This is a genomic window from Pseudomonas gingeri, assembly GCF_013386165.1.
Classification (GTDB): domain Bacteria; phylum Pseudomonadota; class Gammaproteobacteria; order Pseudomonadales; family Pseudomonadaceae; genus Aquipseudomonas; species Aquipseudomonas gingeri_C.
On sequence record NZ_JACAOS010000021.1, the window covers coordinates 112,032 to 127,627 of the forward strand.

Here is a 15,596-nt window from a genome sequence, read left to right on the forward strand (position 1 = left end):
TTCGCAGGTGAAAAACAGAGCGCAGATATAGCAAAGTCGACCGTCCGTAACAAGATGAGTTACAGGAGTTGACGGAAGTCTATTACGTAACTTATAAAGTTTCGTAAGTTCGATCCACGAGGAGTTCTGCTCATGTCGCATTTTGTAGTGGTGGTGGGGGCCAGTTTTGCCGGGTTGTCGGCGGCCATGCAGTTGGCGCGGGCCCGGCAGCGGGTGTTGTTGATCGATTCCGGTCGGCCGCGTAATCGGTTTGCGGCGACTGTCCACGGTTTTCTCGGCCAGGACGGGCAGTCACCCCAGGTGATCCGGGACGAGGCGTTGCGTCAGCTACTGGATTATCCGACCGTCGAATTCGTGCAAGGGGAGGTGGTGTCGGCGCGCCCGGTCGACGCCGGGTTTGCCGTGCTGCTGGCTGATGGCCGGGAAGAGCGGGCGGTCCGATTGATCCTGGCCACCGGCTTGCGTGATGAGTTGCCGGCGATTCCCGGTTTGCCGGAGCGCTGGGGCCGCACGGTGCTGCATTGCCCGTACTGTCATGGTTATGAAGTCCGCGACCGTTCCCTGGGCGTGCTGGCCACCATGCCGCTTTCCGCACATCAGGCTGGGATGATCCCCGATTGGGGCCCGACGGTGTATTTCACCCAGGGGCTCCATGAACCCGACGCCGAGCAATTGGCCCATCTGCAAGCACGAGGCGTGCGGATCGAGCGGACCCCGGTGGTCGAGCTGCTGGGGCAGGCACCGGCGCTTGAGGCGGTGCGTTTGAGCGACGGTCGGGTGATCGAGGTCCAGGCGCTGTTCACCGGGCCGAAAACCCAGATGGCCAGCCCACTGGCGGAGCAATTGGGTTGTCTGTTCGACGAAGGCCCCCAGGGCGCTTATATCCGGGTCGACGAGCGCAAGGAGACGAGCGTGCCGGGGGTGTTTGCCGCCGGCGATGCCGCCAGCCCGATGCACAATGCGACATTCGCGGCCGCCGCCGGGGTCATGGCAGGTTTTGCTGTTCACCAGTCGTTGATCGCCGAAACCTCGGCCCACCAAAAAAACATGGGCACACGTTCAGCGTGAATTAAGATAGCCACTGGCCATTTATTAGTTCCATGCCCATGTTCAACGTACCTGCTGTTCAATGATGACCTCATGGATCGAGGCGGTTGTCGCAGTGCCCATGATCGCGTTGATCTGGGTGCTGCTACGTCATGAGCGCGAGGCCCGTCGGGAACTGGCCGAGTGTCGGGCGCAGTTGCATCAACTGACCGAATGCAATCGGCGGTTCGACACCGGCGATGATATCGAGCGCTTCAAGCGCAGCCAGTACTTTGCCCGCATCGGCACCTGGGACTGGGACGTCGACACCGAAAAACTCTACTGGTCGGAGGCCATCTACGGCATGTTCGGCTACAAGGTGGATGAGGTGACCCCGTCCTACGAACTGTTCTGCGCCAGCGTGCACCCCGAAGACCGGGACCGGGTCAGGGCCGGGGAGGCGCGTTGCATCGAGACCGGTGAGAACCACGACGAGGAATACCGAGTGATCTGGCCGGACGGCAGCGTCCATTGGCTGCGCGAGACCGGCAATGTGGTGAAGAACGTCCATGACTCGGCGATCAAGATGATGGGCGTGGTGCGTGATATCACCGAGGAAAAAGCCTGGGCTCGCCAGTTGCACACCCTGGCCCACAACGACGCACTGACCGGACTGCCCAATCGACTGGTGCTGGAAGAGCGTCTGTCCAGGGCGCTGGAGCGTGCCCGCACGGAGGCCACCCGGGTGATTCTGGTGTTTCTCGACCTCAACGGCTTCAAGAACATCAACGATGCCCACGGCCACGCCGCCGGTGATCGGATCCTGATCACCACGGCAGCCCGCCTGAAAAACCTGATGCGGACCTCGGACACCGTAGCCCGCATCGGTGGCGATGAGTTTGTGCTGGTCCTCGAAGGGCAGGCGCAACGGGACAGCGGATTGTCGGATGAGATTCATCCGTTGTGCGAGAAAATCCTCGTCGAGCTGTCGATGCCGATCAGTCTTGGCGATCACCAGGCGCAGATCGGTTGCAGCCTGGGTGTGGCGGTATTCCCCGACCATGCACCGAGCATGGACACACTGATCCATACCGCCGACCTGGCGATGTACGAAGCCAAGCGCAGTGGCAACAATCAATACCGCTTCGGGCACCAGGCCGTCTCGGCGGTGCATGCCGACTGACGACCCCCAACTGGGGTACAGCATGACGGACCGGGCATAAACGCATGTAGGACATGCGCGTCGCCCAGGCTGCGATTTCCTGCCTGAATAGAGTATTGTGTGGGTCTGCGAAAAAAATGTCATAAGCCTGAGCGAATCAGGCGGTTATCAGATGATTGAGGATGCCATGGGTCAGGAAAGCATTAACTGGGACAAGCTGGGTTTCGATTACGTCAAGACCGACAAGCGCTACCTGTCGTACTACCGTAACGGCGAGTGGGACAACGGTGCGCTGACCGAAGACAACGTCCTGCACATCAGCGAAGGCTCGACCGCGCTGCACTACGGTCAACAGTGCTTCGAAGGCATGAAGGCCTATCGCTGCAAGGATGGTTCGATCAACCTGTTCCGTCCTGACCAGAACGCCGCGCGCATGCAGCGCAGCTGCTCGCGTCTGCTGATGCCGCATGTACCGACCGATGTGTTTATGGAAGCCTGCAAGCAGGTGGTTCGCGCCAACGAACGTTTCATCCCGCCTTACGGCACTGGCGGCGCGCTGTACCTGCGGCCGTTCGTGATCGGCGTGGGCGACAACATCGGCGTGCGTACCGCGCCCGAATTCATCTTCTCGATCTTCTGCATTCCGGTCGGCGCCTACTTCAAGGGCGGCATGAAGCCACACAACTTCGTGATCTCCAGCTACGACCGTGCCGCGCCACAAGGCACCGGTGCGGCCAAGGTCGGTGGCAACTATGCCGCCAGCCTGATGCCGGGTGCCGAGGCCAAGAAGCGTGGCTTTGCCGACAGTATCTACCTGGACCCGCTGACCCATTCGAAGATCGAGGAGGTCGGTTCGGCCAACTTCTTCGGCATCACCCAGAACAACGAATTCGTTACGCCGAAATCGCCTTCGGTATTGGCGGGTATCACCCGTCTGTCGTTGATCGAACTGGCTGAATCGCGCCTGGGCCTGAAGGTCATCGAAGGTGACGTGCTGATCGACAAGCTCGCCGACTTCAAGGAAGCCGGTGCCTGCGGTACTGCCGCAGTGATCACGCCGATCGGCGGCATCGAGTACAACGGCCAGTTGCACGTGTTCCACAGCGAGACCGAAGTCGGTCCGGTGACCCAGCGTCTGTACAACGAGCTGACCGGTGTCCAGACCGGCGACGTCGAAGCCCCTGCGGGTTGGATCGTCAAGGTCTGAAGCCTATGACGGCCTGATCCGGGCAGTCTTGAAGAGCCCGACCTGAGCAATCAGGTCGGGCTTTTTTGTGCGCGTCTTTCAGTAGGATTAAATATTTATTTTAAAAAATAATTTTAAATTATATTTATTCTTTGTAAGGTAGGACCAGCGGGTCGGCATGGCGATGGCCGACCCAAGGCGCGATTCGCGATCAGTGCCCGTGGTTTCTCCTGACTGTTCAAAGAGGTGTGCTCATGACTTTCTGGTTGTTGCTGGCGGTAGTGGGGGCTTTGGCCCTGGGGTATCGGCAGGCGCCCGCGCGCCTTTGGTTGGCGGGCGTGCTGGTCTGGCTGGCCGGCGGTTATCTGTTCGGCGTGGTCGGGCCACTGGGCACGGCCATCGGCGGGCTGCTGGCCCTGGTTCCGGCGCTGGTGCTGGCGGTCAGGCCCTTGCGCCGGGCCTTGCTCTCACGCAGGGCCCTGGTCCTGTTTCGCCAGGTCATGCCGGCCATGTCCGACACCGAACGCGCGGCGATCGAGTCCGGCACCGTCTGGTGGGACGCCGAGCTGTTCAGCGGCAAGCCGCGCTGGGAGCGTCTGTTGAGTGCAGCACCGGCGCGCCTGAGCGCGGAGGAGCAGGCCTTCCTCGACAACGAGGTGGAAACCCTCTGCGACATGGCCAACGACTGGGAAACCACCCAGGTCTGGCAGGACCTGTCGCCCCAGGCCTGGCAGTACACCAAGGATGCCGGCTTTCTCGGCATGATCATTCCCCGGCAATACGGTGGCAAAGGGTTCTCCCACTATGCCCATTCCCAGGTGGTGATGAAGCTCTCGACCCGCTGTTCGGCGGCAGCGATCTCAGTGATGGTGCCCAACTCCCTGGGTCCGGCCGAACTGCTCCTGCATTACGGCACCGAGGCCCAGCGCCAGTACTATCTGCCGCGTCTGGCCCGGGGTGAGGATATTCCCTGTTTTGCCCTCACCAGCCCCTACGCCGGTTCCGACGCCGGGGCGATTCCCGATCTCGGAGTGGTCTGTAAAGGCACGTTCGAAGGTGAGGAAGTGCTGGGTTTCAGCGTCACCTGGGACAAGCGCTATATCACCCTGGGGCCGATTGCCACGGTGCTCGGCCTGGCGTTCCGCGCCGAAGACCCGGACGGCCTGCTGGGCAGCCCGGGCAGCCTGGGGATCACCTGTGCGCTGATCCCCACGTCCCACCCGGGGGTGCAGCATGGTCGTCGGCACTGGCCGCTCAATGCGGTATTCCAGAACGGTCCGACCCAGGGCCGGAATGTGTTTATTCCCCTGGACTGGGTGATCGGTGGTCGCGAGCAGGTCGGCAATGGTTGGCGCATGCTGATGGAGTGCCTGGCCGCCGGACGGGCGATTTCGCTGCCCTCGGCGAATGTCGGCCTGGGCAAGGTGGCCGTACGCGGCACCACGGCTTATGCCGCGATGCGCAAGCAATTCGGCCTGCCCATCGGCAAGTTCGAAGGCGTGCAGGCGCCCCTGGCACGCATGGCCGGGCATCTGTATGCCTGCGATGCGGTGCGCAAGGTCTCGGTGGCGTCCCTGGATGCCGGCGAGAAACCCTCGGTGATCTCCGCCATCGCCAAGTACCACGTGACCGAACGGGCCCGGATCATTGTCAACGACGGCATGGACATCGCCGCCGGCAAGGGCATTTGCATGGGGCCGAACAACTTCCTGGCCCGGGCCTACCAGCAAAGCCCGATTGCCATCACGGTGGAAGGCGCGAATATCATGACCCGCTGCCTGATCATCTACGGCCAGGGGCTGATTCGCTGCCATCCCTATGTCTTGCGTGAAATGGAAGCGGCCCGACGCCAGGGGCCTGAGGGGGCGGAGGCCTTCGACCAGGCGATGTTCGGGCATATCGGCTTTGTCCTGGCCAATACGATCCGGGCCGTGGTGCACGGCTTGACGGCCGGCCGGCTGCTCAAGGCTCCTGCGCAAACCGAGCCGGCGCTGGCCGCTTATTACCGCCAGATCGAGCGCCTGTCGGTGGTGCTGGCACTGGTTTCGGATATTTCCATGGGCGTGCTGGGCGGTGCGCTCAAACGCAAGGAAAGCATCACCGGACGACTCGGCGATATCCTCTCGCAGCTATACATCCTGTCCTGTGTCCTCAAGCGCTTCGAGGATGACGGGCGGCCCCGCGCGGACCTGCCGTTGGTGCACTGGGCTGCCCAGGACGCCCTGTGGCGAGCCCATGAAGCCTTGGGCGAAACCCTCGACAACTATCCTTCGAAAGCGGCCTGCCGATTGATTCGCGGCTTGGCGTTCCCGTTCGGCATTGCCCTGGTCAAACCCTCTGACCGGCTGCTGGCCGAGGTCGCCGAATTGGTGCAGACCCCTGGCGAGAGCCGTGATCGGCTGTTGGCCGACTCCTATATCCCGGGAGCGGATATCGACAAGTTGGCCTACGGTGAGTTGGCGTTCCGCTTGCTGCCCCAGGTTGAACTGATCGAGACCCGCCTGAAACCGGCGGTCCGTCAGGGAAGCATCGCGCCATTGCCGTTCTCCCGCGAGGCGTTCGTGGCCTGGCGGACCCAGGCCCTGGCCGCGCAACTGATCAGCGGTGAGGAAGGGGAGCTGCTCGGCCGCTATGTTGAATATGCCGACCATGGGATCCAGGTGGATGATTTTCCCCAGGATTTTGGTCTGCTGGAGGCGTTGCAGCGGCGCCAGGCGCATATCGATCAGGCCGACAAGAGCCTGGGCAAGCGTCGGGTGGCCGCGGGCAGCCCGGTTTAAATGATGTTTCTCGGGTTTTTATCGGAATCTATTCATGGCTGACGGTTACCTTTCATTCGTCAATACCCCCTGGGGCCACTGGCTGGCTCGGACCCTGGGTCTGCCGCAACCCCAGGCGTTGCAACGCTATCGCCCGGGCCAGGCGGGCAACCTGCTCAATCCGGTGGTGCTGGCGGCGGGGTCCCAGGGCCGCCTGCTGGGCGAGTTGCAACGGATCTTCGCCGCCACCGAGACCGTGGCCGCGGTACCGGCGAGCATCGATGCGCCGTCCACGGTCAAGGTCCGCGGGCTGGTGTTCGATGCCAGCGGCCTGAGTGATGTGCAGCAGTTGGACGAGTTGTATCGTTTCTTCCACGCCAATGTCCGGCGCCTGAGCGCCCAGGGCCGGGTGCTGGTCCTCGGCACGCCGCCGGAACACTGCGCGACCCTCGGCCAGACGGTGGCGCAGCGGGCCCTGGAGGGTTTCGTGCGGTCCCTGGGCAAGGAGTTGCGGCGGGCGATCACCGCGCAACTGCTGTATGTCGAACCCGGTGCCGAAGCGGAAATGGACAGCAGCCTGCGCTTCTTCCTGTCCCGGCGCTCGGCCTTTGTCTCGGGTCAGGTGGTGCGGATCGCCGAGCCGGTGGACGTGCCCAGGGACATTCTTTGGGACAAACCGCTCAGCGGACGGCGGGCCCTGGTCACCGGGGCCTGCCGTGGCATCGGCCTGGCCATCGCCCAGGTGCTGGCCGGCGAGGGGGCCCAGGTCGTCTGCCTGGATATCCCCGCCGTGGAAAGCGAGTTGCAGAGCGTTGCGGCATCCCTGGGGGGAACCGCGCTGGCCCTGGACATCACCGCGCCCCAGGCGGCGGAACGGCTGCTGGCATTCGCCGGTGAGCAGGGCGCTTTCGATATCGTGGTCCATAACGCCGGAATCACCCAGGACAAGACCCTGGCGAAAATGACCGAGGCCGGCTGGAGCAAGGTCATGGCGGTGAACCTGGCGGCGCCGCTGCGGCTGAGCACGGCGTTGCTCGAGGGGCAGGCGATCAATCCCGGTGGGCGGATTATCGGCGTGTCGTCGATTTCCGGGATTGCCGGCAACCTCGGGCAAAGCAACTACGCCACTTCCAAGGCCGGGGTGATCGGCCTGGTGCAGGGCCTGGCGCCATTGGCGGCACGCCAGCAGGTGACGGTCAACGCGGTGGCGCCGGGATTTATCGAGACCCAGATGACCGCGAAGATTCCGTTGCTGATCCGTGAGGCGGGACGCCGGATGAACTCCCTGGCCCAGGGCGGACAGCCCGAGGATGTGGCGCAAGCCATTGCCTGGCTGGCGCATCCGGCTTCCGGCGGGATCAATGGGCAGGTGGTCCGCGTTTGCGGGCAAAGCCTGCTGGGGGCCTGAATGATGAAAGCCGATTCCTCGATTCGTCTTATCGACCCGCCGCCTTCCGGCCTCCGCCTGCTCTGGCTTGGCCTGCGCAGCTTGCGCAAACCCAAGCTCGAGGGGCCGCCGCGTTTGCCCGACGAGCGACTGGTGCGTCCGGCGGTAGAGCTGGTGGCGGCGGACATTAGCCGTTATGCCCGCGCCTGCGGTTTTCGCCCCGAGCACGGGGTGCCGTTGTCGTTTCCCCATAACCTGGCCTTGCCCCTGCATTTGCTGCTGTTGACCAGCCCGGCTTTTCCCTGGCCAGCCAGCGGCATGATCCATCTGGCCAATCGCATTCGCCAGTACCAGGGGCTGGAGGCCGGGCAGGCCTTGCGCCTGGAAGTGCATTGCGAGCGTTGGGTGGCGCACCCCAAGGGCCAGGCGGTGCTGATCGTCACCCGGGCCAAAGGTGGCGGCAGCCTGGTCTGGGAAAGCGAAAGCCTGTACCTGCGTCGTGGCGTGGCCGCGCCCCAGGGCGAGCCCTGGCAGGGCGTCTTGACGTTCGACGAAGCCGCCCTGGTGCGGACCCAGCGCTGGTCGTTGTCGGCGGACCTGGGCCGGCGTTTTGCCCGGATCGGCGGTGATTACAATCCAATCCATACCTCCTGGCTGGGGGCGCGCCTGTTCGGCTTTCCGCGACCCATTGCCCATGGCATGTGGACCCTGGGCCGGGCGCTGGCGGCGCAACAACCGCCCAAGCCGCTGGCCGCCGCGGAGCTGAACTGTGAGTTCAAGCTGCCGATCTTCCTGCCCGGCAGCGCGACGCTGTGGAATGTACCGCCAAGCGGTTCGCGCCATGCATTCGAAGTGCGCAATGAAGCAGGCGACAAGCCGCATATGCGCGGACTCTTTATGGGCGGAGATCAGTCATGAGTACCTACGCTTTCAACCCGGCGCCGGTGCGTCGGGTCGCCATCCTCGGTGGCAATCGGATTCCGTTCGCCCGTTCCAATACGGTTTACGCCCAGGACAGCAACCAGGACCTGCTGGTGGCCGCCTTGCAGGGCTTGATCGATCGCCACGGCCTTGAGGGCAAACGCCTGGGGGAATTCGCCGCCGGGGCGGTGATCAAGCATTCGCGGGATTTCAATCTGGCTCGCGAATCCCTGTTGTCCACCACGTTGTCGCCGCAGACCCCGGCCTACGATGTGCAGCAAGCCTGCGGCACCGGTCTTGAGGCGGCGTTGCTGGTGGCCAACAAGATTGCCCTGGGGCAGATCGACGTGGGGATTGCCGGCGGCGCCGATACCACTTCAGACGCGCCCATCGCAATCAATGAAGCCCTGCGCCAGATTCTCCTGCGGGCCAACCGTTCCAAGGGTCTGGGCGATAAATTGCGCAGTCTGCTCGGAGTCCATCCGGGGATGTTCTTCAAGCCACTTTTGCCACGCAACGGCGAACCGCGCACCGGATTGTCCATGGGCGAGCATTGCGAGGAAATGGCCAAGCGCTGGCAGATCCGCCGACTGGCCCAGGATGAGCTGGCGCTGAGCAGTCACCAGCACCTCGATGCTGCCTACAAACGCGGTTTTTTCGATGATCTGATCAGCCCTTATCGTGGGCTGAAACGCGATAACAACCTGCGTGCCGATGCCAGCCTGGAGAGACTCGCGGGCCTGGGGCCGGCCTACGACAAACGCAGCGGCACCCTGACCGCCGGCAACTCGACACCGCTGACCGACGGTGCCTCGGTGGTCCTGCTGGCCAGCGAGGAGTGGGCCGAGGCGAACAACCAGCGGGTGCTGGCGTACCTGCGTACCGGCGAAACCGCGGCGGTGAATTTTGTCGACGGCACCGAGGGCCTGCTGATGGCGCCGGCCTACGCCGTGCCGCGGATGCTCGCCCGCGAAGGCCTGACGTTGCAGGACTTTGATTTCTACGAAATCCACGAAGCCTTTGCCGCCCAGGTGCTCTGCACCCTGAAGGCCTGGGAAGACCCCGAATATTGCCGTGAGCGCCTGGGCCTCGACGGGGCGCTGGGAACGATCGAGCGCAGCAAGCTCAACGTCAATGGCGGCTCCCTGGCCTGCGGACACCCGTTTGCCGCCACCGGCGGGCGGCTCCTGGCAACCCTGGCCAAGGCGATTGACGAGCGCGGCCAGGGCCGTGGACTGATTTCCGTCTGTGCCGCCGGGGGGCTGGGTGTGACCGCTATCGTCGAAAAATAAAACAATAACAAGGAGAGTGTCATGAGCGTCGCCAACCTGCACAACATCGACCAGCGCGTCTGGTTGAGCGCCTACCAGCCGGGGGTTCCCGCCGACATCGAAAGCGAGATCGACCGTTACCCGTCGCTGCGCGAGGTGTTTCTCGAGCATATGGAGAAGTACCGCGAGCGCGTCGCCTACGTCAGCATCGGCACCGAGATGGGCTATGTCGAATGGGAGCAGCGGGCCTTTGCCTTCGCCGCCTGGCTGCAATCGCGGGGGGTGGCGAAGGGCGACCGGGTGGCGCTGATGATGCCCAACTGCCTGCAATACCCGATCTGCCTGTTCGGCACCTTGCTGGTGGGGGCCGTGGTGGTCAACGTCAATCCGTTGTACACCGCCCATGAGCTCAGGCACTTGCTCAAGGACAGCGGCGCCGAGACCGTGGTGATCTTCGAGAACTTCGCCCACACCCTGGAACAGGCGATGCCTGGCAGCTCGCTGAAAAACGTCGTGGTGGCGGCGATCGGCGACCTGGTGGGGACGTTCAAGGGCGCGGCCTTGAACTTCGTGTTGCGGCATGTCCAGAAGCAGGTGCCGCGTTTCCATCTGCCGGGGGCGATCCGCTTTCCACGGATGATGAAGCAGGCCGCGACGCTGCAGGCCAGGAAGGTCAAGTTGGCCCACGATGACATTGCCTTCCTGCAGTACACCGGCGGCACCACGGGGAATGCCAAAGGTGCGATGCTCACCCATCGCAATATTCTCGCCAACCTGATGCAGGCCAAGGCCTGGGTCGGCAATCAACTGGATGAGGACCAGCAGGAAACCAATGTCACCCTGTTGCCGCTGTATCACGTGCTGTCGCTGACGGTGAACTGCCTGATGTTCATGTGCCTGGGCGGGCGCAATATCCTGATCGCCAACCCCCGGGATGTGAAACGGGTGCAGATGATCCTGCGCAAGGAGAAGTTCAGCGGCATCGTCGGGGTCAATACCCTGTTCAACGGGTTGCTGGACAACGCGGAATTTCGTGGCCGCGACTTTTCCGATCTGAAGCTGGCCATCGCCGGCGGCATGGCCACCCACACCGCCGTGGCCCGGCGCTGGAAAGAGGTGACGGGGGTGCCGATCATCGAAGGCTACGGGCTGACCGAATGTTCACCGGTGGTCAGCATCAGCCCTATCGACATTGCCCGGATGCGCGAGGGCGATTTCAGCGGGACCATCGGCGTGCCATTGCCCTCGACCTGGGTGCGCTTCATGCGTGAAGACGGCGAGCTGGCAGCGCTTGGCGAGGAGGGTGAGTTGCAGGTTCGTGGCCCGCAGGTGATGAAAGGTTACTGGCAGCGGCCCGAGGAGACCGCCGAGGTGCTGGACCGGGCCGGCTGGCTGTCGACCGGCGATATCGGGGTGATGAACGAGCAGGGCTTTATTCGTCTGGTGGATCGCAAGAAGGACATGATCCTGGTGTCGGGCTTCAATGTGTACCCCAACGAGATCGAAGACGTGGTCGCCTTGCACCCCGGCGTTGCGGAGGTGGCGGCCATCGGCGTGGCCGATCAGGTCACCGGCGAGCGGGTGAAGATCTTCGTGGTGCGCAAGGACCCGGCCTTGACTGAGGCCCAGTTGCTGGCACATTGCCGAGAGTCCCTGACGGGGTACAAGGTGCCGCGGATTGTCGAGTTTCGTACCGAAGAGCTGCCCAAGACCACGGTGGGCAAAGTGCTACGTCGCGCGTTGCGTGACCATTTGTCTCCTTAACTGACGCTTTGCAGTGAATTTCTTGTTATAAACACACTCCGATACGTCTCCACAGGACGGGCGCCAGAGCGCCCGTGTGGGCGCATCGGACGTTTTTGCTGTCATTTCAGTTGCTGACTCGATAACTCGGCCTTAGACTGCCGCCCCTCGTAAATTGAGTGCCGGGTGGCGCTTGGAATGGACGGCGCCTTTCTGTGCATCCCCTCAGGTGTGCAGAACGCTCCCTAATTCGCCTTAATGCACGTATTTTCTATAGAGAAATCAATGACAAAGGAAAAGTTGCTGGCCATGCCGGCGGACGACTACATGAACGCCGAGCAACTGGCTTTCTTTACCGAGCTGTTGCAAGCGATGAAAGTCGAAACCCACGAGCGTATCGAGCAGAACCGTATTGCCATCGAGAGTCTCGATACCCCGGCTGACCCGGCTGACGCCGCTTCCGTTGAAGAAGAACGCACCTGGCTGGTGAACGCCATCGACCGCGACCAGCGCATGCTGCCGCAGCTGGAACAGGCGCTGCTGCGCATCAACGATGACTCCTTCGGCTGGTGCGACGACAGCGGCGAGGCAATCGGCCTCAAGCGCCTGCTGATCAGCCCGACCACCAAGTACTGCATCGAAGCTCAGGAACGTCACGAGCAGATCGACAAGCATCAGCGCCAAGCCTGATCGCTGCCCCTTGCGAGCGCCGGCTTGCCGGCGATTCGGACGACGCGGTGCTCCTGGCCGCGTCATCGTCCCGCGCCGGTAAACCCACCTCCACCCCGCCCCACAGCAACTATCGTTGATGCGTACGCCTACAACTAACGGACCATGGCTAATGGCCCCATAGTGGCGTTTAATGCAAAAAACAATTAGAAGCTCAGGGTGGGTAAGCACATGTCTGGAGAAGGAATTCTGCCTGGGGTCGGGGCGCACGTGGAGGTGCAAGCGAAACCGCCGCTGCGTTGGCTCATGCCGTTGATACAGAGCGTGGGACTGGTGCTGTTGTTGTCGGCCATGGCCTTTGCCGGCTGGCCCCTGGGGGCTTGCCTGCCCTTGGCGCTGTTACTGATCTGGCTACCGCGCCTGCGGATGCGCCAGGCACAGGCGTTAGTCGTGCAGAGCGGCGGCGATGCCCTGGCGCAATTGACTCGCGATCTTTCCCATACCACCAGTCATAACGCCCTGTCCGCCGCTGGCGTGGCCTTTTCGGTCAAGCAACTGGCCGGCAAGGTGCAGTCGCAGCTCAGTGCCGCGGCGCAGATTGTCGCCAGTGCCGAACAGGTGATCAACACCGAGCAGACCACTTCGCACCTGAGCCAGCAAGCCCTGGGCTCGGCCAGTGAAGCCCGTAGCAGCAGTGCCGAGGGGCATACGGTGCTGGCGGAGTCCATCGGCCGCATGCACCGGCTCAGCCAGCAGGCCAATGCCAGCCGCGAGCTGATCGAGGCCCTGAGCCTGCGCAGCGAGGAAATCCAGCGGGTGACCCTGGTGATCCAGGCCATCGCCAGCCAGACCAACCTGCTGGCCCTTAACGCCGCGATCGAGGCGGCGCGGGCCGGTGAGCATGGTCGCGGTTTTGCCGTGGTCGCCGACGAAGTGCGCGGGCTGGCCGGGCGTACCGCCACGGCGACCGATGAGGTCGGGGTCATGGTGGCCGATATCCAGCAGCGCACCACCCAGGTCGTCGAGCAGATTCGCCAACTGGCCCAGGACCTGGACGGCGGTGTGGAGCAGGTCGAGGATACCGGTCGGCACCTGGCGAATATCGCCGGCCTGGCCGCCAGTGTCGAGGCGCAGGTGGGCGAGATCGCCCGCGGTGCGCAGAGCAATCGTGAGCAACTGGACAGCCTGTTTACGGCCGTGGAGCAGATGCGCGGCGACCTGGCCGTCAGCGACCAGCAGACCCGTCATCTGACCCAGGCGGCGATCCAGATGGAAGGGCAGGCCGAGATCATCAGCCAGCGCTTGGCCGAGGTTGGCCTGGATGACTACCACCAACGGGTCTACGACCTGGCCCGCGAAGGGGCCGGCCAGATTGCCGCGCGCTTCGAGGCGGATATCGAACAGCGTCGCATCAGCCTTGATGACCTGTTCGACCGTACTTACCAGCCGATCGCCAATACCTCGCCAGCCAAATACCAGACGCGCTTCGATCGTTACACCGATCAGGTCCTGCCGGCGATCCAGGAGCCGTTGCTGGCTCGTCATGAAGGTTTGGTGTTTGCCATTGCCTGCACGCCCCAGGGCTATGTGCCGACCCATAACCAGGCGTTTTGCCAGCCCTTGAGCGGCGATCCGAAGCAGGACACGCTGCACAATCGCACCAAGCGCAAGTTCGATGACCGTACCGGGATCCGCTGTGGCAGCCATCAACAGCCGGTGCTATTGCAGACCTACACCCGTGACACGGGAGAGTTGATGCATGACCTGTCGGTGCCGATCATGGTCAAGGGCCGGCATTGGGGCGGCCTGCGCCTGGGCTACAAACCGCAAAGCTAAGCGGTGGTATCCACCATGCCGGCCATCAGCTTTTCCGCCATGAACAGCGCGGTGCTGGTGCCGTTCAGCGCGGCACCGATGGCGGCGACCTGGGCCTTGGCGGGCTGGACCGCGGCGTCGCGCGCTGCTGCGTCGGGGTGGTGGCCGCTTTTGGTGGCGGCCAGGTGCGCGTTGGCCCTGCGCAGTTTTTGCTGCAGTTGCTCGATCTGTGCGCGAAGTTTTTTGACCCGATCTTTCGCCGCCTTGTCATTGGCCGCCAGGCTGTCTTTCAGCAGATTCGTTCCACTGTCGTCACCCAGCAGCGGGTCAGACGAAAGACGGCTGGTGGAACTGCCGCTGTCTTCGCTGGAGGACAGCAGAAAGGCGGACGGGATCAAGGAAGCATTCAAGTTGATCATCGGCGATACTCCTGGAATGACGCTTGCCAGCTTATCGACCGCGAGACGGCGTTCTGTAGTGTCGGATGATGCTTGTGCAGGGTATTTGCGACAGACTGGACACAATCGGGTACTTTTTGTCTTGTAAGATGCTGCCCACGGGTAGTTTGATTGGCCCGAATGGCCTGACGTGTTCTAGAATCACTTCCAATGCCCAGGGGCTGATTTCATCCAGGGCATTTTTTGCAACCTGCATGTCGGAAATTACTTTTTTTCAAGAAGGCCTTTCCTCGCAAATTCAGTTGCCGGTTTCCCTTGATCGGTGCAATGCGGTGTTTTCCTTCAAGCGCTGATGACACTTCGCAGAAGTCATGGGACCTTGCATCCATTAGGCTTTCTGCGCACCGGTGAGTATCGCCAGGCTGCGCGGGTAAACATCAGGGCTTTCTATTCGGTAACCGACGGCAGTGACCGATCTTTTTGTGTTGCCTGACATTCGCCGGGCGGCTTCATTTTTCGAGTTTGAGGACTTTTCGTTGGCAGTCAGTAATCTGGATATGCACGCACTGTTTGTACTGGGTGATCTTCGGGCCAAGCTGGTCAAGCAGTTTCAATCGCGTTTCGTCTATATCACCGAACAAAACGCCGAAGGCATCTACATTGCCGAGATCGACACCGAAACCTCCCTGGTGGTCGATGACAAGCAGCACCTGGAACTGAAAGTCGGCGATCACTTTCGCGCCGCGGTACTGCCCAGTCGCGAAGGCGGCAAGTTCGATATCAAGTTTCGCGAGATCAAACTGACCGTCTACGGCCTGGGCGACTATGCCTATGTCACCGTGCCGGAAGGTTTTGGCATTGTGTTCAAGGAAGGGCATACCGTGGTGATGGTCTTTGCCGCCCATGAACAGTTGCAGGGTACCTTGAGCAAGACCCTCAAGGACGTGACCAAGAAGGCCGCGCGCTGGCGCAAGGGTGAACTGACGTTCAAGGCCAGCGAGTAATGAGTTCGACCCGGGCCGAGTTCCATCGCCAGCATGTGCAGCAGGCCAGTGCCGAAGCCCGCCGGCTGTTCGAGCGCAAGACTGAACTGCAGGGCGCCTGGCTCAACTGGGTCGCGGCGCAACTCTATGCCTTGGGGCCTGCCGAGTATGTCAGTATGGTCCGACGTGAGTTGCAGCAACTTCAGTCGCCAGATACTCACTGATCGCTGGCGCATCAATACGGGAACCTCTACTACAGTTCAGCTGACTGAATAT

The 15,596-nt window shown here is 62.5% G+C and carries 13 protein-coding genes; 12 read left to right on the plus strand and 1 reads right to left on the minus strand.

Translation table 11 applies throughout. The annotated features are described in order from the left end of the window. The first annotated feature begins 132 nt into the window (after positions 1–132). The 10 genes from HX866_RS25670 (at position 133) to HX866_RS25715 (ending at position 13,960) form a co-directional block, all read left to right on the plus strand. On the plus strand, positions 133–1,068 hold the full coding sequence (locus HX866_RS25670; RefSeq protein WP_177140640.1) for an NAD(P)/FAD-dependent oxidoreductase: 936 nt from the start codon (positions 133–135) through the stop codon (positions 1,066–1,068). 61 nt (positions 1,069–1,129) lie between these two features. After that, the gene (locus HX866_RS25675) at positions 1,130–2,209 is read left to right on the plus strand and encodes a diguanylate cyclase domain-containing protein (protein ID WP_371318779.1); all 1,080 of its coding nucleotides are present in this window, start codon (positions 1,130–1,132) and stop codon (positions 2,207–2,209) included. 166 nt (positions 2,210–2,375) lie between these two features. Beyond that, positions 2,376–3,395 carry a branched-chain amino acid aminotransferase gene (locus tag HX866_RS25680; protein WP_177097660.1) on the plus strand — a complete coding sequence of 340 codons (1,020 nt, stop codon included), beginning with the start codon at positions 2,376–2,378 and terminating at the stop codon, positions 3,393–3,395. Positions 3,396–3,628: 233 nt separating this feature from the next. Next, positions 3,629–6,154, plus strand: a complete 2,526-nt coding sequence (locus HX866_RS25685; protein WP_177140641.1) for an acyl-CoA dehydrogenase — start codon at positions 3,629–3,631, stop codon at positions 6,152–6,154. Positions 6,155–6,188: 34 nt separating this feature from the next. After that, a complete protein-coding gene (locus HX866_RS25690) occupies positions 6,189–7,541 on the plus strand; it encodes a 3-oxoacyl-ACP reductase (RefSeq protein WP_177123921.1) in 1,353 nt (450 codons plus the stop codon). A gap of 3 nt (positions 7,542–7,544) precedes the next feature. Beyond that, positions 7,545–8,438 (plus strand): MaoC family dehydratase, encoded by an 894-nt coding sequence (locus tag HX866_RS25695; protein ID WP_177140824.1) that lies wholly within the window; start codon positions 7,545–7,547, stop codon positions 8,436–8,438. After that, positions 8,435–9,733, plus strand: coding sequence for an acetyl-CoA C-acetyltransferase (locus HX866_RS25700; protein ID WP_177140642.1), 1,299 nt, complete (start codon positions 8,435–8,437; stop codon positions 9,731–9,733). The genes HX866_RS25695 and HX866_RS25700 overlap by 4 nt, the downstream gene beginning before the upstream one ends. A gap of 21 nt (positions 9,734–9,754) precedes the next feature. Continuing rightward, a complete protein-coding gene (locus HX866_RS25705; RefSeq protein ID WP_177104269.1) occupies positions 9,755–11,476 on the plus strand; it encodes an AMP-binding protein in 1,722 nt (573 codons plus the stop codon). Between the two features lie 264 nt (positions 11,477–11,740). Then, positions 11,741–12,145 carry a TraR/DksA family transcriptional regulator gene (locus HX866_RS25710; protein ID WP_100943636.1) on the plus strand — a complete coding sequence of 135 codons (405 nt, stop codon included), beginning with the start codon at positions 11,741–11,743 and terminating at the stop codon, positions 12,143–12,145. 405 nt (positions 12,146–12,550) lie between these two features. Then, positions 12,551–13,960, plus strand: coding sequence for a methyl-accepting chemotaxis protein (locus HX866_RS25715; RefSeq protein ID WP_371316760.1), 1,410 nt, complete (start codon positions 12,551–12,553; stop codon positions 13,958–13,960). On the opposite strand, the gene HX866_RS25720 is transcribed toward HX866_RS25715, so the two are convergent. Then, complete coding sequence (locus HX866_RS25720) at positions 13,957–14,358, minus strand: hypothetical protein (protein ID WP_177097535.1); 402 nt, start codon at positions 14,356–14,358, stop codon at positions 13,957–13,959. The two genes, HX866_RS25715 and HX866_RS25720, sit on opposite strands and share 4 nt — an antisense overlap. Before the next feature lie 515 nt (positions 14,359–14,873). Between HX866_RS25720 and HX866_RS25725 the strand changes: the two genes are divergently transcribed. Together HX866_RS25725 and HX866_RS25730 are read left to right on the plus strand one after the other, a co-directional pair. Next, positions 14,874–15,341, plus strand: coding sequence for a hypothetical protein (locus tag HX866_RS25725; RefSeq protein ID WP_177097534.1), 468 nt, complete (start codon positions 14,874–14,876; stop codon positions 15,339–15,341). Then, positions 15,341–15,544: a hypothetical protein gene (locus HX866_RS25730; protein WP_177097533.1), complete on the plus strand. Its 204-nt coding sequence runs from the start codon at positions 15,341–15,343 to the stop codon at positions 15,542–15,544. Before HX866_RS25725 ends, HX866_RS25730 begins: the two co-directional genes overlap by 1 nt. The last annotated feature ends 52 nt before the right edge of the window (positions 15,545–15,596 follow it).

Coding starts and splice junctions, on each gene's coding strand:
- HX866_RS25670 (WP_177140640.1), top strand. CDS start 133: ATGTCGCATTTTGTAGTGGTGGTGGGGGCCAGTTTTGCCGGGTTGTCG.
- HX866_RS25675 (WP_371318779.1), top strand. CDS start 1,130: ATGATGACCTCATGGATCGAGGCGGTTGTCGCAGTGCCCATGATCGCG.
- HX866_RS25680 (WP_177097660.1), top strand. CDS start 2,376: ATGGGTCAGGAAAGCATTAACTGGGACAAGCTGGGTTTCGATTACGTC.
- HX866_RS25685 (WP_177140641.1), top strand. CDS start 3,629: ATGACTTTCTGGTTGTTGCTGGCGGTAGTGGGGGCTTTGGCCCTGGGG.
- HX866_RS25690 (WP_177123921.1), top strand. CDS start 6,189: ATGGCTGACGGTTACCTTTCATTCGTCAATACCCCCTGGGGCCACTGG.
- HX866_RS25695 (WP_177140824.1), top strand. CDS start 7,545: ATGAAAGCCGATTCCTCGATTCGTCTTATCGACCCGCCGCCTTCCGGC.
- HX866_RS25700 (WP_177140642.1), top strand. CDS start 8,435: ATGAGTACCTACGCTTTCAACCCGGCGCCGGTGCGTCGGGTCGCCATC.
- HX866_RS25705 (WP_177104269.1), top strand. CDS start 9,755: ATGAGCGTCGCCAACCTGCACAACATCGACCAGCGCGTCTGGTTGAGC.
- HX866_RS25710 (WP_100943636.1), top strand. CDS start 11,741: ATGACAAAGGAAAAGTTGCTGGCCATGCCGGCGGACGACTACATGAAC.
- HX866_RS25715 (WP_371316760.1), top strand. CDS start 12,551: ATGCGCCAGGCACAGGCGTTAGTCGTGCAGAGCGGCGGCGATGCCCTG.
- HX866_RS25720 (WP_177097535.1), bottom strand. CDS start 14,358: ATGATCAACTTGAATGCTTCCTTGATCCCGTCCGCCTTTCTGCTGTCC.
- HX866_RS25730 (WP_177097533.1), top strand. CDS start 15,341: ATGAGTTCGACCCGGGCCGAGTTCCATCGCCAGCATGTGCAGCAGGCC.